General features: G+C 62.4%; 22 protein-coding genes. 10 read left to right on the top strand and 12 right to left on the bottom strand.

Features of this window, described 5'->3' with window-relative positions:
* Positions 1 to 15 precede the first annotated feature (15 nt).
* Together L2D14_00930 and L2D14_00925 are read right to left on the bottom strand one after the other, a co-directional pair.
* Entirely contained in the window at positions 16 to 1044 is a 1029-nt protein-coding gene (locus tag L2D14_00930) for a glycosyltransferase family 1 protein (GenBank protein WNK00005.1), read from the bottom strand.
* A complete protein-coding gene (locus L2D14_00925) occupies positions 972 to 1826 on the bottom strand; it encodes a UDP-2,3-diacylglucosamine diphosphatase (GenBank protein WNK00004.1) in 855 nt (284 codons plus the stop codon). The genes L2D14_00930 and L2D14_00925 overlap by 73 nt, the downstream gene beginning before the upstream one ends.
* Before the next feature lie 185 nt (positions 1827 to 2011).
* Between L2D14_00925 and L2D14_00920 the strand changes: the two genes are divergently transcribed.
* Positions 2012 to 2929 carry a diacylglycerol kinase family lipid kinase gene (locus L2D14_00920; GenBank protein WNK00003.1) on the top strand — a complete coding sequence of 306 codons (918 nt, stop codon included), beginning with the start codon at positions 2012 to 2014 and terminating at the stop codon, positions 2927 to 2929.
* A gap of 104 nt (positions 2930 to 3033) precedes the next feature.
* Here the strand turns inward: L2D14_00920 and L2D14_00915 are convergent, their stop codons facing one another.
* Positions 3034 to 4380 carry a metallopeptidase TldD-related protein gene (locus L2D14_00915; GenBank protein ID WNK00002.1) on the bottom strand — a complete coding sequence of 449 codons (1347 nt, stop codon included), beginning with the start codon at positions 4378 to 4380 and terminating at the stop codon, positions 3034 to 3036.
* 211 nt (positions 4381 to 4591) lie between these two features.
* On the opposite strand from L2D14_00915, the gene L2D14_00910 reads away from it, so the two are divergent.
* Genes L2D14_00910 through L2D14_00895 form a run of 4 tightly spaced genes read left to right on the top strand, consistent with a single transcriptional unit; the run spans position 4592 to position 9293 of the window.
* Positions 4592 to 6469: a 2-oxoacid:acceptor oxidoreductase subunit alpha gene (locus L2D14_00910; GenBank protein WNK00001.1), complete on the top strand. Its 1878-nt coding sequence runs from the start codon at positions 4592 to 4594 to the stop codon at positions 6467 to 6469.
* Positions 6470 to 6472: 3 nt separating this feature from the next.
* Positions 6473 to 7501 (top strand): 2-oxoacid:ferredoxin oxidoreductase subunit beta, encoded by a 1029-nt coding sequence (locus tag L2D14_00905; protein WNJ99999.1) that lies wholly within the window; start codon positions 6473 to 6475, stop codon positions 7499 to 7501.
* Positions 7502 to 7554: 53 nt separating this feature from the next.
* Positions 7555 to 8871: an FAD-dependent oxidoreductase gene (locus L2D14_00900; protein WNJ99998.1), complete on the top strand. Its 1317-nt coding sequence runs from the start codon at positions 7555 to 7557 to the stop codon at positions 8869 to 8871.
* Positions 8868 to 9293: a rhodanese-like domain-containing protein gene (locus L2D14_00895; GenBank protein ID WNJ99997.1), complete on the top strand. Its 426-nt coding sequence runs from the start codon at positions 8868 to 8870 to the stop codon at positions 9291 to 9293. The genes L2D14_00900 and L2D14_00895 overlap by 4 nt, the downstream gene beginning before the upstream one ends.
* 119 nt (positions 9294 to 9412) lie before the next feature.
* On the opposite strand, the gene L2D14_00890 is transcribed toward L2D14_00895, so the two are convergent.
* From L2D14_00890 to coaBC, 6 genes are read right to left on the bottom strand one after another with little or no spacing between them, the layout of a single operon-like run.
* Positions 9413 to 9844 (bottom strand): DsrE family protein, encoded by a 432-nt coding sequence (locus tag L2D14_00890; GenBank protein ID WNJ99996.1) that lies wholly within the window; start codon positions 9842 to 9844, stop codon positions 9413 to 9415.
* The gene (gene moeB / locus L2D14_00885) at positions 9837 to 10676 is read right to left on the bottom strand and encodes a molybdopterin-synthase adenylyltransferase MoeB (protein ID WNJ99995.1); all 840 of its coding nucleotides are present in this window, start codon (positions 10674 to 10676) and stop codon (positions 9837 to 9839) included. Before moeB ends, L2D14_00890 begins: the two co-directional genes overlap by 8 nt.
* A 2-nt stretch (positions 10677 to 10678) precedes the next feature.
* Complete coding sequence (cysK, locus tag L2D14_00880) at positions 10679 to 11650, bottom strand: cysteine synthase A (GenBank protein WNJ99994.1); 972 nt, start codon at positions 11648 to 11650, stop codon at positions 10679 to 10681.
* Between the two features lie 27 nt (positions 11651 to 11677).
* A complete protein-coding gene (locus L2D14_00875; protein WNJ99993.1) occupies positions 11678 to 12133 on the bottom strand; it encodes an Rrf2 family transcriptional regulator in 456 nt (151 codons plus the stop codon).
* 19 nt (positions 12134 to 12152) lie between these two features.
* Entirely contained in the window at positions 12153 to 12608 is a 456-nt protein-coding gene (gene dut, locus L2D14_00870) for a dUTP diphosphatase (protein WNJ99992.1), read from the bottom strand.
* Complete coding sequence (coaBC, locus tag L2D14_00865) at positions 12605 to 13813, bottom strand: bifunctional phosphopantothenoylcysteine decarboxylase/phosphopantothenate--cysteine ligase CoaBC (GenBank protein WNJ99991.1); 1209 nt, start codon at positions 13811 to 13813, stop codon at positions 12605 to 12607. Before coaBC ends, dut begins: the two co-directional genes overlap by 4 nt.
* A gap of 166 nt (positions 13814 to 13979) precedes the next feature.
* Between coaBC and L2D14_00860 the strand changes: the two genes are divergently transcribed.
* The 4 genes from L2D14_00860 to L2D14_00845 all read left to right on the top strand — a co-directional run bounded on the left by L2D14_00860 (position 13980) and on the right by L2D14_00845 (position 18468).
* Positions 13980 to 14762, top strand: coding sequence for a DUF6065 family protein (locus L2D14_00860; GenBank protein WNJ99990.1), 783 nt, complete (start codon positions 13980 to 13982; stop codon positions 14760 to 14762).
* A 73-nt stretch (positions 14763 to 14835) separates the two neighbouring features.
* Positions 14836 to 15246, top strand: a complete 411-nt coding sequence (locus L2D14_00855; GenBank protein WNJ99989.1) for a Rid family hydrolase — start codon at positions 14836 to 14838, stop codon at positions 15244 to 15246.
* Between the two features lie 145 nt (positions 15247 to 15391).
* On the top strand, positions 15392 to 16450 hold the full coding sequence (gene arsB / locus L2D14_00850) for an ACR3 family arsenite efflux transporter (protein ID WNJ99988.1): 1059 nt from the start codon (positions 15392 to 15394) through the stop codon (positions 16448 to 16450).
* A gap of 152 nt (positions 16451 to 16602) precedes the next feature.
* Positions 16603 to 18468 carry an SLC13 family permease gene (locus L2D14_00845; protein ID WNJ99987.1) on the top strand — a complete coding sequence of 622 codons (1866 nt, stop codon included), beginning with the start codon at positions 16603 to 16605 and terminating at the stop codon, positions 18466 to 18468.
* A 106-nt stretch (positions 18469 to 18574) separates the two neighbouring features.
* On the opposite strand, the gene L2D14_00840 is transcribed toward L2D14_00845, so the two are convergent.
* The 3 genes from L2D14_00840 to L2D14_00830 form a co-directional block, all read right to left on the bottom strand.
* Positions 18575 to 18988, bottom strand: a complete 414-nt coding sequence (locus tag L2D14_00840; GenBank protein WNJ99986.1) for a hypothetical protein — start codon at positions 18986 to 18988, stop codon at positions 18575 to 18577.
* A gap of 222 nt (positions 18989 to 19210) precedes the next feature.
* Positions 19211 to 20758 (bottom strand): 2-polyprenylphenol 6-hydroxylase, encoded by a 1548-nt coding sequence (gene ubiB, locus L2D14_00835; GenBank protein WNJ99985.1) that lies wholly within the window; start codon positions 20756 to 20758, stop codon positions 19211 to 19213.
* A 10-nt stretch (positions 20759 to 20768) separates the two neighbouring features.
* Positions 20769 to 21545 (bottom strand): class I SAM-dependent methyltransferase, encoded by a 777-nt coding sequence (locus L2D14_00830; protein WNJ99984.1) that lies wholly within the window; start codon positions 21543 to 21545, stop codon positions 20769 to 20771.
* A gap of 80 nt (positions 21546 to 21625) precedes the next feature.
* On the opposite strand from L2D14_00830, the gene mutM reads away from it, so the two are divergent.
* Positions 21626 to 22456: a bifunctional DNA-formamidopyrimidine glycosylase/DNA-(apurinic or apyrimidinic site) lyase gene (mutM, locus tag L2D14_00825; protein ID WNJ99983.1), complete on the top strand. Its 831-nt coding sequence runs from the start codon at positions 21626 to 21628 to the stop codon at positions 22454 to 22456.
* Positions 22457 to 22486 lie beyond the last annotated feature (30 nt).

Genomic DNA, 22486 nt, shown 5'->3' with positions numbered 1-22486 from the left:
GGGGGTTTGCGGAGATCAGGCGGCGGCGTTGCCGAACGCGCCTTCACCCCGGAACGGATAGAGATTGGTGAAAAACTGGTCGATGGACTTATCCCATGAAAACCCTTCCGCATGTTGGCGGCACAGCACGGGATCGATGACCAGCGCCTTTTTGACGGCAGCTTCGAGGTTTTCGCTGAGCACGCCGACCGGGGCCGTGCCGATGACGTCGAGCGGCCCGGGGACGGGATAGGCCGCGACCGGCAGGCCCGACGCCAGTGCCTCCAGAAGCACAAGGCCGAAGGTATCGGTGCGGCTCGGGAACACGAACACATCGCTGGCCGCGAAATGCCGCGCCAGATCCGTACCTTCGCGCGCACCGACGAATTTGGCGTCGGGGTATCGGGTTTCGAGTTCGCGGCGGGCCGGGCCGTCGCCGACGATCATCTTGGTGCCGGGGATGTCGAGCTTCAGAAACGCCTCGATGTTCTTTTCGACGGCGACACGGCCGACGTAGACACTGATCGGGCGTGGAAAATCCAGAAACGGTTCGCTGCGGGGGTGAAACAGCTCGGTGTCGACGCCGCGTGTCCAGCGCACGATGTTGTTGAAGCCGCGCGCCGCCAGATCGTCCTCGATGGTCTGCGTCGCCACCATGATCCGCTTGCCGGCATTGTGAAATTTCCTGAGATGCGCATAGCTCCAGCTCAGCGGAAACCGGCAGCGGGCATGAATGTATTCCGGAAAGCGCGTGTGATACGCGGTGGTGAACGGATAACCGCGCGCCAGGCAGTGCTTGCGTGCGGCCTGGCCGAGCGGGCCTTCGGTGGCGATGTGGATGGCGTCGGGGCGGAAGTTTTCGATCAGGGACGCGGTCTTGGCGCCCGGCAGAACGGCGAGGCGGATTTCCGGATAGGTCGGACACGGAATGGTGTTGAAGCGATCCGGCGTGACCATCTCAAGCGTATGGCCGCGCTCGCACAGGCCCTGCCTTACAGTATCGAGCGAACGGACAACGCCATTGACCTGAGGAAGCCAGGCGTCGCTGACGATGAGGAGTCGCATGTGTCTTTCCCTAACAGCGAGAGCCCTTGCATCTCGGCCCAGTGGAGAATTTCAAGCCGGCCGTCTTCGTGCTCGACCAGCGCCGTGCAGCTTTCGACCCAGTCGCCGTCGTTGCAGTATCTGATGCCGTCGATGTCGCGGATTTCGGCGGAATGGATGTGCCCGCAGATGACCCCGTCGGTGCCGCGCCGGTGCGCTTCCTCGACGACGGCGTCCTCGAACTTGGAAATGTATTCGACGGCGTTCTTGACCTTGTGCTTGAGAAACGCCGACAGCGACCAGTACGGCAGGCCGAACTTGCGGCGAACAAGATTGAACCACAGGTTCACGGCGATCGCCGCGGCGTAGGCATGGTCACCCAGGAATGCCAGCCATTTGGCGTACTTGATGACGCCGTCGAAGCGGTCGCCGTGCAGCACCAGATACCGCTTGCCGCCGGCCATGGTGTGCACGGTCTCGTACAGCACGGCGACGCGGCCGAAGCGATGGTTGGTGAAGTCGCGGAAGCTTTCGTCATGGTTGCCGGGGATGTAGATGACCCGCGTGCCCTTGCGCGCCTTTCTGAGGATTTTCTGGATCACGTCGTTATGCGCCTGGCGCCAGTACCAGGACCGCTTCATGCGCCAGCCGTCGATGATGTCGCCGACCAGGTACAGGTACTTGCTTTCGGTGTTCTTCAGGAAGTCCAGCAGCATTTCCGCCTGACAGCCCGGCGTGCCGAGATGGACATCCGAGATCCATATGCTGCGGTAACGATGTTGCTTTTTGGAGAGCTCGTTCACAGTCTCAGATCTCTGCCCAGTATTATTGTCCAGAACCACGTTATTTAGTGGTTGGACAATAACGGATGCATATTTTACTTTTGTGACGATTAAAAACCTTCACCGTTTTGTCACATGACTTACATATATTTTTGATGTTGGTTATGAGTTAGGTATTAGCCCCCGGGTAATTCGGAGATTTTCCTGTGACCAGTCCCGACGAGCTGCCGGAAAGCGAGCTGGCTGGGCGCCCGCACCGGCGCGTCCTTGTTATTCATAACCCGACCGCCGGCTGGCGTCGGCGCCGCCGCTTCGAGCGGATCCTCAGCGCCCTGATCGCCGAGGGTGTCGACGTCGACGTGCGCCCGACGACAAGGCGCGGCGACGCCGAAGCTTTCGCGCGCGCCGCCGATCCCACGCAGCACGACGTGATCGCGGTGGCCGGCGGCGACGGCACGATCAACGAGGCGGTCAACGGGCTCGGTGACAAGAAACTGCCGCTGGCGATCATTCCGCTCGGCACCGCCAATGTGCTGGCCCATGAAATCGGCCTCGGCGGTTCCCCCCGCGAGATCGCCGAGACGATCGCCCACGGCGTCGCGCAGCCGATATCGGTCGGCATCGTCAACGGGCGGCGCTTCGTGATGATGGCCGGTTTCGGCTTCGATGCGCATGTCGTTGCCGAGGTCAAACCGATGATCAAGAAGCTGTTCGGCAAGGTGGCTTACGTGATCTCGACCCTGAAGGCGCTGGTCTGTTTCAAGTTTCCGAAATACCGGGTCATCGTCGACGGCGCGCGTTTCGACGTCGCCTCGGCGGTGATTGCGAACGGTCATTTTTACGGCGGCACGTTCGTCTGCGCACCCGATGCGCGGCTGCAGGACCCGACGCTGCACGTCGTGCTGTTCATGAAACCGGGTGCGCTCCGGACCATGCGCTACGCCGTATGGATGGCGCTCGGGCGGCTGCACGAATTGCCGGACGTGAAAATCGTCCCGGCGACCGACATCGTCGTCGAACGCGTCGACGCGGAACCGGTACAGGGCGACGGCGATATCCTCGCCAGTCTGCCGGCCCGCATCACGCTGGCCCCCGCCGCGCTGGCGCTTTTGATGCCGGGGTGAGTCCCCTCTCCCTAGGGAGAGGGGTGGAACTTCCGCCCGGTGACCGGCAAACCCCTCTCCCCGGGGAGAGGGTGGCGCGCCTGCGCGCCGGGAGAGGGGAGCGTTTATCGTCCCGCGATGGTCATGCCATCGACGCGCACGGTCGGCGCGTTCGTCGCGCGCTTGAATTCCAGGTCATCCGCCGCGCTCATGTTGAGGAACATGTCCTTGAGATTTCCGGCGATGGTGATCTCGTTGACCGGATAGGCGATCTCGCCGTTCTCGATCCAGAAGCCGCCGGCACCCCGCGAGTAATCGCCGGTCACGTTATTGACGCCCATGCCGATCAGCTCGGTCACGTAGAAACCGTTGTCGATGGCGCCGATCAGGTCCTTTTTGCTGACGCTGCCTGGCGCCAGATGCACGTTGGTGACGGACGGGCTGGGCGGGCCGCCGGTGCCGCGAGACGCGTGGCCGGTGGTTTCGAGCCCCAGTTGCCGCGATGTGGCGAGATCGAGAATCCAGGTCGTCAGCACGCCGTCGTCGATGACGTTGCGGGTTTTCGTCTGCACGCCTTCGCCGTCGAAGGGCTTGGAGCGCAGTCCGCGTTTCCTGAGCGGATCGTCGACGATGACGATGCCGTCGGCGAAAATCTTCTCGCCCATCTTGCCGGCGAGAAACGTGGTGCCGCGCGCCACCGACTGGCCGTTAATAGCGCCGCAGAAGTGACCGACCAGCGATGAGGCGACGCGCGGATCGTAAACGATCGGCACTTGCGCGCTTTCGGCCTTTTTCGGGTTCAGCCGGCGGATGGTGTTCTCGCCCGCTTTCGTGCCGACCTGGGCCGGGTCTTCGAGATCGCTGAGCCACACCGCCGAGGAATATTCGTAATCGCGTTCCATCTTCGTGCCTTCGCCGGCGACGACGCTGACGCTGACGGAAAACCTGGAGCCCTGGCGCGTGCCATTGAAGCCGTTGGTCGCGGCGAGGTACACCGTCGATTTGCCGAAGCTGACGCCGGCGCCTTCGGAATTGGTGATACCTTTGACGGCGCGCGCCGCATCCTCGCAGGCGCGGGCCATGTCGATCATCTGTTCGGCGCTCGGCTCGGCGGGGTCGAACTCGTCGAGGTCGGGGATCTCGGTAGCCAGCTGATCGGGGTCGGCGAGTCCGGCGTAGGCATCTTCGGGCACGGCGCGGGCCATGGTGACGGCGCGCTCAAGCAATTCATCCAGGGCCTGGTGCGACAGATCCGACGACGAGACGACGGCCTGGCGCTTGCCGATCAGCACGCGGAGCCCGAGATCGAAGCCTTCCGAACGTTCCAGATCCTCGGGCTCGCCCAGCCGGCACGACAGGCTCGAAGACGTGCCTTCCACCAGTAAGGCGTCCGCGGCATCGGCACCCTTGGCCTTGGCGCGGGCAAGTAAATCGTCAAGAATTCCGGCGGGATCGGCGGGCAGGGATGACATCGAGGACTCCTTTTTGAAACGCTTCGCCTAATATCGGCGTTGGCGAAGAAATTTGCCAGACCCGCATGCCGAAAAACCCTAAGATGCCTTGGGTTGTCGGCATCGCAACTCCGGCTTATATTTCCCCTGTTTTTCACGATCTTGCGTTTTGCAGCGCAAAATTACGTGTCGTCAGAATGTCCCCGTGCGGACGCCATTGATAGAAGTACACATGACAAAAATAGATCAGGTTATGAACGCCCCAGCCGATGCCTCAAGCAGAGACGAGCTGGAAGCCGCCGTTGTCCGTTTCGCCGGCGACAGCGGCGACGGCATGCAGTTGACGGGCGGGCAGTTCACCGAAGCGACGGCGCTTGCCGGCAACGATCTTGCGACGTTCCCGGACTTCCCGGCGGAAATCAGGGCCCCGGTCGGCACCACGTTCGGCGTCAGTTCGTTCCAGATCAATTTCGGCGCGCGCAGGATCATGACATCGGGCGACGATTTCGATGTGCTGGTTGCCATGAACCCGGCGGCGCTCAAGGTCGAACTGTCACGGTTGCGCAAGGGCGGTCTGGTGATCCTAGATACCGGCACCTTCAACGAGCGAAACCTGACCAAGGCCGGATACGATGCATCGCCGCTCGACGACGGCACGCTCGATCCGTACCGGGTCGTCGCCATCGACGTTTCCGCCATGACGCTGGAAGCGGTGAAGGAATTCGGGCTTTCCAAGAAAGACGCGCTACGCTGCAAGAACATGTGGGCGCTCGGCTTCGTTTACTGGCTGTTCGGGCGCTCGCGTCAGACGACGCAGGACTGGCTCACCGGCAAGTTCGCCGCGCGTCCGGAAATCGCCAATGCCAACATCGCGGCGATGAACGCCGGCCACGCCATGGGCGAAACCGCGGAACTGCCGGACGGCATTCACGGTTTCCACATTGCCCCCGCCGATATCGCGCCGGGCCTTTACCGGACCGTCACCGGCACCGAGGCGCTGGCCTGGGGGCTGGTCAAGGGGGCCGAGCTGGCGGCGCTGGAAATCCTCTTTGCGTCCTATCCGATCACCCCGGCGTCGCCGCTTCTGCATTCGCTGGCGAAGATGCAACATCTCGGCGTGACGACGTTTCAGGCCGAGGACGAAATCGCCGCCGCCTGCGCCGCTATCGGCGGCAGCTACGCCGGTGCGCTCGGCATCACATCCAGTTCCGGGCCTGGCATCGCGCTGAAGGGCGAAGCCATCGGTCTGGCGTTGTCCGCCGAGCTTCCCATGATCATCGTCAATTCGCAGCGGGGCGGCCCGTCGACGGGGCTGCCGACCAAGACCGAACAGTCGGATCTGTATCAGGCGGTCTACGGGCGCAACGGCGATTCGCCGCTGGTCGTCCTTTCGACACGCTCGGCGTCCGATTGCTTCGAGGTCGGGATCGAGGCGGTCCGCCTCGCGACCAAATACATGACCCCGGTGATGCTGTTGACCGACGGCTATATCGCCAACGCCGCCGAACCGTGGAAGCTGCCGGACCTGGATGCGTACGAAGCGTTCCCGGTGACGTTCCACACCGAGCCGGAAGGCTTCCATCCGTTCCTGCGCGACGAGGAAACGCTGGCCCGGGTCTGGGCCAAGCCCGGCACGCCCGACATGATGCATCGCATCGGCGGCATCGAGCGCAGCTACGACACCGGGCATATTTCCTACGACCCGGACAACCACCACCGGATGACCAAGGTCCGCGCCGCCAAGATCGACGGCATCGCGGGGGACATTCCGGCGCAGGATGTCGAACTCGGCAACACATCCGGCAAGCTTTGCGTCGTCGGCTGGGGGTCGACATACGGCCCGATCAACCGCGCCGTCGACAACTTGATCCGCCGCGGCAAGGATGTCGCGCACGTGCATCTGACGCATATCTGGCCGCTGCCGGCGAATCTCGGCGACCTGCTTGCGGGCTACGACACGGTCCTGGTGCCGGAGATGAACAATGGCCAGCTGATCACGCTTCTGAAGGCCGAGTATTTGCTCGACGCCAAACCATTGAACAAGATTTCCGGCCAGCCGTTCCGGATCAGCGAAATCGAGGACGCGATCCTCGACATTCTGGAGGGTTGAGAGATGAACGAACTGACCCCACCCGCGAAACGTACCGCCAAGGACTTCGCAACCGATCAGGAAGTTCGCTGGTGCCCCGGTTGCGGCGATTATGCGATCCTGCGCGCCGTCCTCAACACGCTTGCCGATATCGAGGCCGATCCGGCGAACACGGTTTTCGTGTCCGGCATCGGCTGCGCGGCGCGCTTCCCGTATTATGTCGAAACGTACGGTTTCCATACGATCCACGGTCGCGCACCGGCGTTTGCGACCGGCATCAAGCTGGCCAATCCGGAACTGGACGTCTGGGTCATCGGCGGCGACGGCGACATGCTGTCGATCGGCGGCAATCATCTGATGCACGTGATCCGGCGCAACGTCGACGTACAGGTCTTGCTGTTCAACAACGAAATCTACGGCCTGACCAAAGGCCAGGCGTCGCCGACATCGCGCGCCGGAACACGCTCGCCGTCGACACCGCTGGGATCGGTCGATAATCCGGTTTCGGCATGCGTGTTCGTTCTGGGCGCCGGTGCGAAATTCGTCGCGCGCGGCATCGATGCGCAGCAGAAAGACCTGCCGGGAATCCTCAAGCGTGCGCACGAACACAAGGGTGCCAGCTTCGTCGAGATCCTGCAGAACTGCATCGTCTACAATGACGGTGTGTTTGCCGACATCACCGAAAAAGCCGTTGCCGCCGACCGTCAGGTGGTGTGCCGGCATGGCGAACCGCTTGTCTTCGGCAAGGACGCGGACAAGGGCCTGAAGCTGAACCCGGCGACATTGTCGCTCGACGTCGTCGCGGTCGGCGAGGACGGACCGGAAGCCGCCGGTGTTCTGGTGCACGATGAAACCAACCGCACCCTGGCCGGTATGCTGGCCGCCATGGATGACCATGCTTTGCCGGTCGCCGTCGGCGTGATCTACTGTGAGCCGGGCCTCAGCTATGGCGAAGGGGTGGCGCACATGAAGGAAGAAGCCAGAAAAAGGGCAAAGGACGCGGATTTGAAATCCATCATGCATGGCGGACATACCTGGACGGTTTCAGACTGAAAAATTGCCGCTAAAATGACATTGCCGACGCCAATGAAAAGCAGGGGAGCAGGATGGCAATAACAGTCGCAATCATCGGCTCGGGCCCGGCTGGCTTTTATGCGGCGGACGCCATCCAGAAAAGCAACGATGACGCTGAAATCGACATCATCGAACGTCTGCCGACGCCGTATGGGCTGATCCGTGGCGGCGTCGCCCCGGATCACCAGACGACCAAGAAAGTCACCAAGAAGTTCGAAAAAACCGCGCTTCTGGGCGGCATGCGCTATTTCGGCAATGTCGAGGTCGGCCGCGACGTCACACTCGGCGAACTTCGCGACATGTACGACGTCGTCATTCTGGCAATCGGCGCGCCGGCGGACCGGGTGCTGACGGTCCCGGGCGCCGACAAGATCGGCGTACACGGCTCTGCGGCGTTCGTCGGCTGGTACAACGGCCACCCGGATTTCGTTGAACTGGAGTTGGACCTGAACGTCGAGACGGCGGTCGTCATCGGCAACGGCAACGTCGCCCTGGATATTGCGCGGGTACTCGTGCGTTCGAAATCGGGCCGCGCGAAAACCGATCTGCCACTCTATGCCCGCGCGGCGATCGACGCATCGCCGATCAAGGATGTATACGTGTTGGGGCGGCGCGGCCCGCTGGAGGCCAAGTTCACCAATGTCGAATTGCGTGAGATGCTGGATTTGAGCGAATGCGCGCCAGTCGTCGACGCCGCCGACCTGCCCGCGAGCGTGCCCGATGACATGGAAAACCGCGCGCGGCGACTGGCGGAAAAGAATCTCGAAACGCTTCGCGCGTTTTCCGAACGTGATCCGCAATCGATGCCGAAGCGCGCGCATTTCGGCTTTTATGCGCAGCCCGTTGAGATCCTAGGTGATTCGCATGTGACCGGCATCCGGATGGAACGAACCCGTGTCGAGAACGGCAGGGCGAGCGGCACGGGCGAGACGTACGACATTCCCTGCGGGCTGGTTGTCGCCGCGATCGGCTATCGCGCCGATCCGATCCCGGGGCTGCCGTATGACGACGCGCTCGGTATTATTCCCAACGACCGGGGCAAGATCGGCGACGGGCTGTATGCCGTCGGCTGGATCAAGCGGGGACCGAGCGGGGTGATATCCTCAAGCCGTCCCGACGGCGTCGAGGTTGCCGAGCATATTGCCGCCGACTTTCCCGATGGCGGGCTGAAGCCGGGGCGGGTAAAACTCGAAGCTTTGCTGAAGGAACGCAAAGTGCGCGTGGTTCATTTCGAAGACTGGCAGCGAATCGAGCAAGAAGAGATCGCGCGCGCCGAACAGCCGCAGCCGCGTCGCAAATTTACGGCGATTGACGATATGATCGACCATCTGGAAGGGCGGGATTCATGAGCGATAGCGAATACGCGGGCGATCTTGCACCGGAAGATGCATGGGAGCTTTTGCAACGCGACCCGTCCGCCGTTCTGGTCGATGTCCGCACCGATGCCGAGTTCGCCTATGTCGGCGGACCCGATCCGAAAGCGGTCAAAAACCCGTTTCACAAGGTGTCGTGGGTTTTGTTTCCGGACATGAAACGCAATCCGCATTTCGAGGACGCGGTCCGCGATGCCGCGCCGGGCAAGGAAACGCCGATCCTGTTCCTGTGCCGCTCAGGCGTCCGCTCGGCCTCGGCGGCAAAGGCGATGACCGCGCTCGGCTATACGCAGTGCTACAACATCGCTGAAGGTTTCGAGGGCGACAAGAACGCCGATAACCATCGCGGCACCGTCAACGGCTGGAAGGTGCGCGGCCTGCCCTGGGTGCAGGGGTAGGGTTCCTGTCACCGTCACCCCGGCGAAGGCCGGGGACCAGGGATGCGCGATGATGACTTGCCGATTGAGGCTTTGCCCGTGCTCTGGATTCCGGCCTGCGCCGGAATGACGTACGCAGCTCAGATATAAACGATCGAGCCGGTCGGTTCTGCGTCGTTCAGGAACGTGACGACGCCGTTGTGTCCGAGGTCGAGGCCCTTGCGCGCGCCGCGCTGATCCTGACCCTCGGCGCGCAGGCCCATTTCACAGACCATGAAGCTAACGCCCAGCTCGACGCAGGCGTCGATCAGTTCATCCATGGTGGCGACGCCTTTTTCGGCGAAATCCTCGTCGCGGTGCTTGGCGCTCATGCCGGTGACTTCCGAAACCAGCTCGTGCCAGCCGGCACCGTCGAGAACGGCAATGCACGCGCCCATGGTGAAGAACATGGTGACGGGAATGCCGGTTGCCGCCGCGCCGGCGGCCATGACGAACGCATAGTGCACCTTTTCATAGGTGTTGGATGCGACGACCAGGGATAATTTCGAGATTTGCGGTTTTTCCTCAACCATGGGCGGCACATCCGGCAGGCGCCGTATCCAGGTGCGCCGAAAGATCGGTGATTTCCGGGTTGTCGCCGCATAGCGGGCACCCCGGATCGGCCTTTACCTTGATCTTGCGGAAATCGGAGGTCAGGCCGTCGACAACGATCAACGAGCCCGACAGGCTGTCGCCGATCCCCATGATCTCCTTCAGCACTTCGGTCGATTGCAGCGAGCCCATCATGCCGCACATGGCGCCCAGCACGCCTGCTTCGGCGCAACTCGCGACCTGGCCCGGTGGCGGGGCTTCGCGGAAAATGCACCGATAACAGGGGCCGTGTGTGCCGTCTTCGTCATGAATGTGCGCCTTGTAGGTGGCGATCTGTCCGTCGAAGCGCAGGATCGCGGCGGACACCAGCGTCTTGCCCGCGAGATAACAGGCATCGTTGATCAGGAAGCGGGTTTCGAAATTGTCCGAGCCGTCGGCGACGATGTCGTAGTCGGAAATGATATCCAGCGCGTTCGTTGCGTCGAGGCGGGCTTCGATCGGGACGATTCTAACGTCCGGGTTGATGGCGTTGGCGGTCATGGCGGCGCTTTCCACCTTGGCCATGCCGATGCGGTCCGTGGTGTGCGCGACCTGGCGCTGCAGGTTGGACAGATCGACCGTATCGGCGTCGATGATGCCAATGGTCCCGACGCCCGCCGCCGCCAGATAAAGAATGGCAGGCGAACCAAGTCCCCCGGCACCGACGACCAGGACTTTTGCATCCATCAGTTTGGCCTGCCCTATGCCGCCGACTTCCTTCAAAAGGATGTGCCGCGCATAGCGCTCGACCTGGGCGTCGGTGAAGTCGGTCATGTTTACTCAAGGCCCTCGAACAGGGCCGTGGACAGGTAACGTTCCGCAAACGACGGCAGGATCACGACAATGTTCTTGCCGGCCATGTCCGCCCGCTCGGCAACCTCGACGGCGGCGGCGAGGGCGGCGCCCGATGAAATGCCGACGGCCAGACCTTCCAGCTTGGCCGCTTTGCGGGCCATGGTGAAGGCGGTTTCATTGCCGATCTGCAGAACCTCGTCGATCAGCCCGCGATCCAGAATCCCCGGCACAAAACCGGCGCCGATGCCCTGGATCTTGTGCGGCCCAGGCGCGCCGCCCGACAGGATCGGGCTGTCTTCCGGTTCGACCGCGACCACCTTCAGGTCGGGATTGCGCTTTTTCAATACTTCGGCGCAGCCGGTGATGGTGCCGCCGGTGCCGACGCCGGAAACGATACAGTCGACCTTGCCGGCGGTATCGGCCCAGATTTCCTCGGCCGTGGTGCGGCGGTGGATTTCAGGGTTGGCGGGGTTTTCGAACTGCTGCAGCATCAGCGCGCCGGGAATTTCCGAAACCAGTTCCTCGGCCTTTTCGATGGCGCCCCGCATGCCGAGCGGCGCCGGTGTCAGCACCAGTTCGGCCCCGAACAGCAAGAGCATCTTGCGGCGTTCGACGGACATGCTTTCCGGCATCGTCAGGATCAGGCGGTAGCCCTTGGCCGCACAGACGAACGCCAGCGCAATGCCGGTGTTGCCCGATGTCGGTTCGATCAGGGTCGCACCTTCCTTGATGCGGCCGTCGCGTTCGGCGGCCTCGATCATCGCCAGGCCGATCCGGTCCTTCACCGAGGCCAGCGGATTGAAATATTCGCATTTGCCGAGAATGACGCCTTCGACATTGCTGTCCTTCATCAGACGGCTCAGGCGGACCAGCGGCGTGGCGCCGATGGTATCGACGATGCTGTCGTAAATCTTGCCGCGGCTTTCGTGTGGATGCGCTGTACTGTCATTCATGGTTCGGCGTTCCTCTGAGCTTTCTTGTCATATGATGAAATCTAGGTTCTTACGGCCTTCACTTTCAATGCCTGCGTCTATCGCGCTGTTACAAAGATCGTCGATGGTTGTCGAATCGAGGCGTTTCATGACGTCGTCCTGTATAAGCGACCAAAGCGGGCGCACCACTTTCTGGCCGAGATCGGAACCGTCTTCGTTCAGCAGGGGGTCTTCGGCGGTTTCCATCTTGCGCACCGAGCGGACGATGTCGCCGAGGCAGATACGCCTGCGTTCGCGGGCCAGCCGGTAGCCGCCGCGCGGCCCCCTGACGCCGACCAGGATGTCGTCGCGCACGAGATGCTGCAGCGCCTGTTCAAGGTAGCGTTGCGGAATGCCCTGGCGGCGCGTGATCTCGCGGCTCTGCACCGGTTCGGACCCGGCGTGGTAGGCGATATCGAGGACCGCCTCGATGGCGAACAGCATTTTCTTGGTGATACGTAACATCGCCGCGCATTCCCCCTGCTTAGCTTTTAATTCCGGTCGAGCCGAACCCGCCGCTTCCCCGTGCGCTGTTTTCCAGCGTCTCGACTTCGTGCAAACGGGTCCGCGTTACCGGCGCGATCACCATTTGCGCAATGCGTTCGGCCCGCGACAGCATGACCGGCTGATCGCCCAGATTGATCAGGATTACTTTTATTTCGCCCCGGTAATCGGCATCGATGGTGCCGGGACTGTTGAGGACCGTGACGCCGTGCTTGGCGGCGAGACCCGAACGCGGGCGGACCTGCGCCTCGAACCCGTGCGGCAACTGGATGGCGATGCCGGTGGCGATCATCGCGCGCGATCCGGGCTCAAGGGTAACGCTGCCGGTCTCGGCGCAGAGCAGGTCCATACCGGCGCTTTCCGCCGTGGCATAGGCCGGTAGCGGCAAATCCTTGCCGTGTGCAAGGCGGACGACATCGACGCGGATTTCGTTCATTCGGCGGCCTCGAAATGTCCGGCGATCCGCAAGGCGAGCTGATCGGCGACAGCGGATTTGCTCATCCGCGGCCAGCTTTCCTCGCCAGTGCCGGTAATCAGGTGCACGGTGTTGTGGTCGCCGGCAAAGGTGCCGGTCGCGGGTGAAACATCGTTGGCGACGATCCAGTCGCAGCCCTTGCGCGTGCGCTTGGCATGGGCATTGGCGATGACATCGTCGGTTTCCGCGGCGAAGCCGACGACCAGTGCCGGGCGCTTGTTCCCCGCCGATGCGAGCTGCGCCAGGATGTCCGGATTTTCGACCATGCTCAGCGCCGGCGGTGCGCTGCCGGCCTGCTTCTTGATTTTTTGATCGGGGGCTTCGGCCGTGCGCCAGTCGGCGACGGCGGCGGCGCAGACGGCGATGTCGGCGGGCAGTGCGGCAAGGGCGGCGGCCAGCATGTCGCGCGCGCTTTCGATATGGATGACGGCGCAGCCCGCAGGGTCGGCGAGGTGCGTCGGCCCGCTGACCAGCGTGGTGCGGCAGCCGAGTGCGGCCAGCGCGGCGGCGATGGCATGGCCCTGCTTGCCGCTCGAGCGGTTGGCGATATAGCGCACCGGGTCGATCGGCTCAAAGGTCGGGCCGCTGGTGACGATGGCGTGCCGGCCTTCAAGGGGGCGCGGCGCGCCTTCGAAAAAATTTTCAAGCGCGCCGACAAGCTCCGCCGGTTCCGACATCCGGCCCATGCCGTATTCGCCGCACGCCATGTCGCCTTCGGTCGGGCCGACAAAGATGATGCCGCGGGCCTTGAGGGTTTCGATATTGGCCTGCGTCGCGGCGTGTTCCCACATCCGGACATTCATGGCCGGGGCGCAGATCACCGGCTTGTCGGTCGCTAAAAGCACCGTCGAGGCCAGATCCGAGGCCAGCCCCGCGGCCATTTTCGCCAGCAGATCGGCGCTGGCGGGCGCAACCATGATGACGTCGGCGTCGCGCGACAGGTTGATGTGGCCCATCTCGTGTTCGTCGGTGAGCGAGAAAAGATCGCCGTAGACCTTGTCTTCGGAAAGCGCCGAAAGGCTGAGCGGCGTGACGAATTGCTCGCCGCCTTTTGTCAGCACGCAGCGGACCGCCCCGCCCCGCTCGCGGATGCGGCGGATCGTTTCCGGTATCTTGATGGCGGCGATGCCGCCCGAGACGATCAATAAAACCCGTTTGCCATGCATGTTCAGAGCCGCTTTCGACCGCGTTGATGTATAAGCAAGTTAAATCACGAAACCGAACTGTAAATAATGTATAAATCCCCGTTTCGCAATCAAAACAACGTGAAAGCAATGTTTAAGCCCCGGCGCGCTTGGGCTACCATCGTCGCGAGTAACAAGGGGACCCCGCGTGAAGATCGTCGCCTATCCGACCGTCGCCAATCCGCCGAAACTGCGTCCGGCCCCGTCCGGGCGGGGCTGGATGGACGATTTGCCCGAAGCGTATGCCTATCGCTGCCTGCCGCTGACGATGGCCAACGCGCACGGCTGGGAAATCTGCGCACCGGTGGCGTTCGAGGCGGTTTGGAACGGCGGCGCCTCGAAATCGGACATCACCATCAGCAGCGAGGACACGGGGCTGATGCCTGCGACGCACTTCGGCTCCGGCATCCTGACGTTTCATGTCGGCTATCTGTTTCGTACCGAGCCCGGCATCGGCCTGATGGCGCAAGGCCCGGTGAACCGCCCGAAAGACGGCATTTACGCCCTGTCGGGCATGGTTGAAACCGACTGGTCGAGCTATACCTTCACCATGAACTGGATGTTCACGCGGGCGCATACGCCGGTCCGCTTCGAACGTGACGAGCCGTTCTGCCATGTCTTTCCCACCGCCCCCGGTTTTCTGGAATCCGCAGAGCCGTCCATCGCCGCGTTCGAAAGCGACAAGCAGACCCACGACCGCCACATGGCATGGTCGGAAAGCCGCAACACCTTCAACGCCGATCTGCTGAAACCCGACACCGCCGCCCGCGACCAGAAATGGCAGAAGGACTATTACCGGGGCTATCATCCGGACGGCGAAAAAGCCCCCGAAGAGCACCGCACCAAGCTGCGCCTGAAGCCGTTCGCGGTGAACGTGAAAGCGCCGGATGGCCGGGATAAAAAAGACGGCCGGGATAATCAAGAAGAGTAGGCGGTGCACTCAGGCAATGTTGCGAACAGATCACGCAGTGAACGATCACCCTTAACAGACAACGGAGACCCACATGCCGCATCAGCGTTACCGCCCCTACGAGCATAGCCTCACTCACAACGGCGAGGATTTCGATTATGAGCTGGCGATGGCTGTGCGGGCCGGCAACCGGGTCTGGGTGCGCGGCCAGACCGGCCTCGACCTTGACGGCAACTTCATCGGCGAAGGCGACCCGGCGGCGCAGGCGGAAACCGCCATGCGCTGCACCGACACGCTGTTGCGCGAAGCGGGCGCCTCGCTGAGCGATATCGTCAAGCTCACGGTTTATCTGACGGACCGCGAATACCGCGTCCCTGTCTTTTCCGTGCTGGCGAAATGGCTGAAGGGGGTCCGGCCCTGCCAGACCGGGCTGATCGTCAACGGCCTGGCCCGCCCGGAGATGCTGATGGAGATCGACGTCGAGGCGGTGATCGACGTGTCGTAACTGTCATGAAATGTCGCAATGCCCATGACGAGAGATATTTCTCCGGATCGAGTCCGATCTTTACATCGCCCGTTAACTCGGCAATTTATCTGACGTGACGGGTCGCAATGACACGTCCTTTAATCAATGATCGATAGCACCTGACATGAATAATTCGGTTCCCCAGAAAGATGAAGCTGCGGCGATGGGTATATTCGAGAAGTGGCTCAGCCTCTGGGTCGCCGCCGCTATGTTGGCCGGCGTCGGGCTGGGCCGCATTGCGCCCGACATGGTCGCCTCCCTTGCCAAACTGGAATATGCGAACGTCAATTTTCTGATCGCCGTACTAATCTGGGCGATGATCTATCCGATGATGGTGGGGGTCGATTTTTCCGCGCTTTCCAAGATCGGCGAACGGCCCAAAGGCCTGATTGTGACCCTCGCGGTCAACTGGTTGATTAAACCCTTCACGATGGCGGCGCTTGGTGTCCTGTTCTTTGAGCACGTATTTGCTGCATATATTCCGAAAGCCGACGCACAAGCCTACCTGGCCGGTGTGATCCTGCTGGGTGCAGCACCATGTACGGCGATGGTTTTCGTCTGGTCGCAACTGACCAAGGGCGATCCGACATACACGCTGGTACAGGTCAGTGTGAACGATGTTGTCATGATCTTCGCCTTTGCACCCATTGTCGCATTCCTTCTGGGTGTGACCGATATCTCGGTACCCTGGGGGACCCTGCTTCTTTCAGTTGGATTGTATGTGGCGACGCCTTTGATTGCCGGGCTTGTCACGCGCCATAAGTTGATGGCTGCGGGTGGCGAGGCGAGCGTGCATACTTTTATGTCACGCGCCAAGCCATGGTCCATTGTCGGTCTGCTGGCGACCGTTGTCCTGCTGTTCGCTTTTCAGGGTCAGGTCATACTCGACCGGCCAATGGTCATCGCCATGATTGCGGTCCCGCTTCTGATCCAGACATACGGTATCTTCGTGATCGCATATGGTGCCGCTTTTATGTGGCGCATTCCGTTCAGGATTGCAGCACCGTGCGCATTGATCGGCACCTCAAACTTCTTCGAATTGGCGGTCGCCGTCGCGGTTAGCCTCTTCGGTCTGCACTCCGGTGCCGCGCTTGCAACGGTTGTGGGTGTTCTCGTGGAGGTCCCGGTGATGCTGACGCTTGTCGCACTGGCAAACCGGACCCGGCGCTTCTTTCCCGCATAATTCGATCTTTATACTGACGGGACGCTCCCGGACGTTCGCTGGATACTTTGCAACGTCGCTTCAGGTCCTGAGATGCTGATGGAGATCGACGTCGAGGCGGTGATCGAGATCGCTTAACATGCCCCGCTTCGCCGTTGACCATGTGAAACTTGATGACGCGCGGGTCGCCGGGATGCAATCATGGGTCCATGCTGCCGCCTTTACCCGATCCGCACGCCCAGGCCGTTCTGCTTCTGATCGCCGTCGCCCTTTTCCTGTTCACGCGTGAGAAAATCCCCCTCGAAACCTCCTCTCTCGGGGTGCTGGTGCTGCTGGTTGCCGGTTTCGAGCTGTTTCCGTACGCCGCCGCCGACGGCACGTCGCTGCACGCCGTCAATTTCTTCCATGGATTTGGCCACGAGGCGCTGATCGCGGTATGCGCCCTGATGGTGGCGGGGCAGGGACTTGTCAGGACCGGCGCGCTCGAGCCGGTGGGGCGCGCGCTGGCCCAGTTGTGGTCGATAAGCCCGTCGCTCTCCCTGCTGCTCACGTTGCTGGTCGGCGCGGTGCTCAGCGCGTTCGTCAACAACGTGCCCATCGTCGTGCTTTTGTTGCCGATACTGGTCGGTATCGCCGTGCGCACGGGCGAGTCCGCGTCCGGCATCCTCATGCCGATGGGCATGGCGACGCTGGTCGGCGGTATGAGCACGACGATCGGCACCTCGACAAACCTGCTGGTCGTCTCGGTCGCCGCCGACATGGGGGTGCCGCGCTTCGCGATGTTCGATTTCCTGGTGCCGGCGGCGATCGCCGGGGGGATCGGGATCGTCTATCTGTGGCTGGTGGCGCCAAGGATCCTGCCGAAGCGCGACGCTCGGCTGAACGACACCTCGCCGCGGCTTTTCGACGGGCATCTGAACGTCGAGGAAGAAAGCTTCTGCGACGGGCGTACGCTCGGCGAAGTGATGGAAAAGGCCGGCGGACAGCTTCGGGTCCTGAATATCTTCAGGGGCAGCGGCCGGGTGATGTTGCCTTTGCCCGACGCGGTTCTGCGCGCCGGGGACCGGTTGAGCGTGCGCGACACGCCGGAAAACCTGAAGGAATATGAAACCGTGCTCGGGGTCCGCCTGTACGCAGGCGACGATCCGGTCGACGACGAACATCCGCTGTCGGACGCCGATCAGCAGATCGCCGAGATTGTCGTCACCCAGGGCTCGCCGCTGGACGGACGCTCGCTGTCCAGCACGCGGTTCGCGGACGCTTATCAACTGGTTTCCCTCGCCTTGCACCGCGCCGGCGCGAGCGTGCAAACCCGGCGCGAGGAGGTCGGGGACGTGCGTCTGAGCGTCGGCGATGTGTTGCTCGTACAGGGGCCGCGCGAACGCATTCACGAACTGAAGCTGGGCGGCGAGGTGTTGGTGCTCGACGCCACCACCGACCTGCCGAAGACCAGCCGGGCGCCGGTCGCGCTGGCGATCATGGGTGCGATCATCGTCTTTGCGGCGGTCGGCTGGATGCCGATTGCGGCAAGCGCGACGTGCGGCATTCTGGCGATGCTTGTCACCCGCTGCCTGCGCTGGAGCGACGTTGCACAGGCCCTCAGCATTCCGGTGATCATGATCGTTGTCGCCAGCCTGGCGCTCGGCACCGCCTTGCTGAAGACCGGCGGTGCGGATTATCTGGCGCAGTTGATCCTGGCCGTCGCCGACGGCGCGCCGCCGTCGGTGCTGATCGCTGTTCTGATGGCCACCATGGCGGTCCTGACGAACATCGTCTCCAACAATGCGGCGGCGGTCATCGGCACGCCGATTGCCGTCGGCATGGCGCAGCAGCTCGGCCTGCCCGTGGAGCCGTTCGTGCTGGCGGTGCTGTTCGGCGCGAACATGAGCTACGCCACCCCCATGGCTTACAAGACCAACCTCCTGGTCATGAATGCCGGCGGCTATACGTTCTCGGATTTCGTTCGTGTCGGGGTGCCGCTGACGGTCATCGTCTGGGCCGTTCTGGCGTGGCTGCTCCCGGTGCTGTACGGGTTCTAGAAGCGTTCTCGGAGATTTCGTCACCCCGGCGTGCTGCGCAAAACAGATGCTCGGCGGCAAGTGAGAAGGGGGATGTTTGCAGCCGGACGCGGTCGAAAAATGGAGACTATAAACCCTCGACGTTACCAGCAATCAGCATGCCGGAATGAACCTGGCCATCTGAACGAGTCATGCTCAGCTTGTCGCCCTCATGTTCAAATTTGGTGTAGCAGTGCGTTGCCTTCCAATCGGGCCAATACCAACACACTTGTGCATCTTTTATTTCCCAAGTGCCGTGGTGTTCGCTCGTGCCTTTGCGTGTGCTTTTGAACTTCGCGCCAAACGTTCCTGAGCGAGATCCCGGCTCGTGCCAGAACCAATAATCATCGCCACTTTCGTTTTTTCCGGCCCATGTCTTGCCGATCAGCACGGTCATGGCGGTTTTGCCATCGATCATCCCTGCATGAGAAACGGAACTCACGATGTTGATGGTAAAAAACAGAACCAATGCGAAAAAATATTTCAGTACGGAGGTCGTCATGGCCAGCCTCGATTCGAAATTTTATGGCAGTTAAGTTTTGTCGTGGCGTTTAGAGACGCAATTCAAAGTGCAGCGGGAACCGAACATTAGCGCCCGTATAGCAGTTGCATTGCAACAGATTTTCAGAAATTCGCGAATTTCCAGTTGTGCTTGCCGATGTGTGTCGACCTGGTGGTCGGACTTCCTGATTTTTCAACGTGGCCCGGTTTCAGGCACCGTCGGCTAGTCGAAAATAATCGCCACGAACACCACCAGCAGCGCCAGCACGATCAGCCACAGCCCGCGTGCCGGTCGGCGCGGGCCGGTGTCCTCGCCCCGGAGTGCGCGGATCGTGTCCGGGTGCAGCTTCAACTGCCCGTCGGCCAGCATGCGCGAGCCGTGCTCGACGCTTTCGACCATTTCCGGCAGCCGTTCCAGCGCCGATTGCAGGTTGTGGATGGCATCGCGGACCTTGGCTTCGGGGCCGAGGTTTTCATACATCCAGTCTTCGATCAGCGGGCGGATCAGGAACCACATGTTGGCGTCGGGCGCCAGACGGCGCGCGGTGCCTTCGGCAACCAGCATGGTTTTCTGCAATAACAGAAGCTGCGGCTGGGTTTCCATACGGAAGGTTTCGGTGATGCGGAACAGCTGCGCCAGCAACCGGGCAATCGATATTTCGTTCTGCGGCCTGTCCAGGATAGGCTCGGCGATGGACCGGCAGGCCTGCGTGAAGCTGTCGACCGAGCGGTCGCGCGGCACCCAGCCGGCCTCGAAATGGACCTCGGCGGCGCGGCGGTAATCCCGGTTCAAAAAGGCAACCAGCATTTCCGCGATGGCGCGCCGTGACTTCAGATCGAGCCGGCCCATGATGCCGAAATCGACGACGCCGATTTTACCGTCGGGGAGTGCGAACATGTTACCGGGATGGGTGTCGGCATGGAAAAAGCCGTCACGGAAAACCTGGCGGAACGACGCCGACGCCGCCTTGGTGAGAATTTCGACCGGGTCCATCCCGGCTTCGACGATGGCGTCGCGGTCATCGAGCGGGATGCCGTCGATCAGACGTTCCGTCGTCAGCACACGGCGCGCAGTCAGTTGCCAGTCGACTTCCGGCACCTTCAAGTCCGGGTCGCCGGCGAAATTCTCGCGCAGTTCGGCGGCGGCCGCGGCCTCGAAACGCAGATCCATTTCCAGTTCGACCGTATCGGCCAGGGTTTCGATGGTTTCCACCGGCTTCAGGCGGCGCAGCTGCGGCTGCGTGCGCTGGGCGATTTCGGCGATCCAGCGGAACAGATCGACATCGCGCTCAAAGGCGGCTTCGATGCCGGGCCGCAGGACCTTGACGGCGACCTCGCGCCCGTCGTGGGTTTCGGCGAAGTGCACCTGGGCGATGGACGCGGCGGCGACGGGGACGTCATCGAACGACTTGAACAGTTCGTCGACGGGTGCGCCCAGTTCTTCCTCGATCGCGGCGTGCGCCTCGACGGCGGGAAACGGCGGCAGGTCGTCCTGCAGCTTGGACAGGTCTTCGGTCAGCTCTTCGCCGAGCAGGTCGGAGCGGGTCGACATCGCCTGACCGAGCTTGATGAAACTGGGACCGGCCTCGTTCAGCGCGCGCGCCAGCCGCTCGCCGGGCCTGCCCGACGGGTCCTTGCTGACACCGACGGCGCAGAGCTTCAAAAGAACCGGCGAAACACCGGCCAGCTCGAGCGCGAACAGCGCGTCGTGGCGGGCCAGCAGGCGCGCAAGCGCATGGAGACGCCGAATATGCTTGAGCGAGCGGAACATATGAAGGGCCTCAGAGCCGCCAGGCGGAATGCAGCGCGGCAATGCCCGCCGACAGGTTGCGGACCTTGACCTGTTCCAGGCCGGCGTCGCGGATCATGCCGGCAAAGGTGTCCTGATCGGGGAACTTGCGGATGCTTTCGGCCAGATAGATATAGGACTCCCGGTCGGCGGCAACGCGCTCGCCCAGTGCCGGCAGCACCTTGAACGACCACGCATCGTAAGCTTCTTCGAGCGCCGGGACGATCAGGTGCGAGAATTCGAGGCACAGGAACCGCCCGCCCGGCTTCAAAACGCGCCTGGCCTCGGCCAGGGCACGGTCGAGCCGGGCCACATTGCGGAGGCAGAAGGCACTGGTATAGACGTCGACGGAGGCGCTCTCGAGCGGCAGTTCCTCGGCGTTGCCGACGGTCCACGTGATACCGTCGAGAATGCCCTTGTCGATGGCACGGTCGCGGCCGACACCGATCATTTCCGGCGAATAGTCGATGACCTGGGCCGGGCCGCCGCCGCGCTCCAGCCAGCGGAAGGTGATATCCCCGGTACCGCCGCCGACGTCGACCAGCGTCTGGCCCGGTTGCGGGTTGAGCCAGTCCAGCATCGCGCTTTTCCACAGACGGTGGATGCCGAGGCTCATCAGGTCGTTCATCAGGTCGTATTTGCCGGCGACCGAGGCGAACACGCCGTGCACCATCTCGGTTTTTTCGCCGGGCAGGACATCCCTGAAACCGAACGAGACCTTCTCGGTTTTGGCTTTTGCCGCGTCGGGCGATTGTTTTTGCTCTTCCATGGACGCGACAATAGCCGAACGGGAGCGAAGACGCTACGCTCTGCACGCATTGTTGGACGCTTTTTATAGGGAAGCCGTTTATGCCCGAATTGCCCGAAGTCGAGACCGTCAGACGCGGCCTTGCCCCCGTTCTGGAAGGTGCCGTGATCGCCGGGGCCCGCGCGTTCCGGCCGGATCTGCGGTTTCCGCTGCCGCCCGGGTTTGCCGCGCAGTTGACCGGCCGCAAGGTGATCAGTGTCGAGCGCCGCGCAAAGTACCTGTTGATCCGCCTCAGTGGCGATCTCGTTTTATTGGCGCATCTGGGGATGTCCGGGCGGTTTCGGATCTACAAGGACGCGCCGCCGGCACTGGAAAAGCATGACCATGTCGAGCTGATCACCGCTGACGGGGTGACGATCCGGTATAACGATCCGCGCCGCTTCGGCTTCATGGACCTGTTCGCGGCGGATCAAATGGCGACGCACAAGCTGCTTTGCGGTCTAGGCCCGGAGCCGCTGTCGAACGCGTTCGACGGCGCTGCGCTGGCGGCGGGATTGGGCGAACGCCGGACGGCAATCAAGGTTGCGTTGCTGGATCAGCGTGTGGTGGCCGGGGTCGGCAACATCTATGCCTCGGAAGCCCTGTACCGGGCCGGTATCTCGCCCAGGCGCATGGCGCGGACGGTGAAGGGCGGGCGCGCCGACCGATTGGCGCAGTCGATCCGCGATGTGTTGAACGAAGCCATCGACGCCGGGGGGTCGTCGTTGCGCGATCACCGCCAGACGTCCGGCGAACTGGGATACTTCCAGCACCGCTTCAAGGTCTATGGCCGGGGCGGTGAGAAATGCCCGGATTGCGATTGTGAAAATGCCATTCAGCAGATCGTCCAGGGCGGGCGTTCGACATTTTTCTGTGCCAAACGCCAGCGCTGATGTTAGAAGCACACCTATGATACGCGCATT

Source organism: Thalassospiraceae bacterium LMO-JJ14 (assembly GCA_021555105.2).
Classification (GTDB): Bacteria; Pseudomonadota; Alphaproteobacteria; order Rhodospirillales; family Casp-alpha2; genus UBA4479.
The sequence above is the reverse complement of the archived record's forward strand: the minus strand, read 5'-3'. Positions and strand labels throughout refer to the sequence as shown.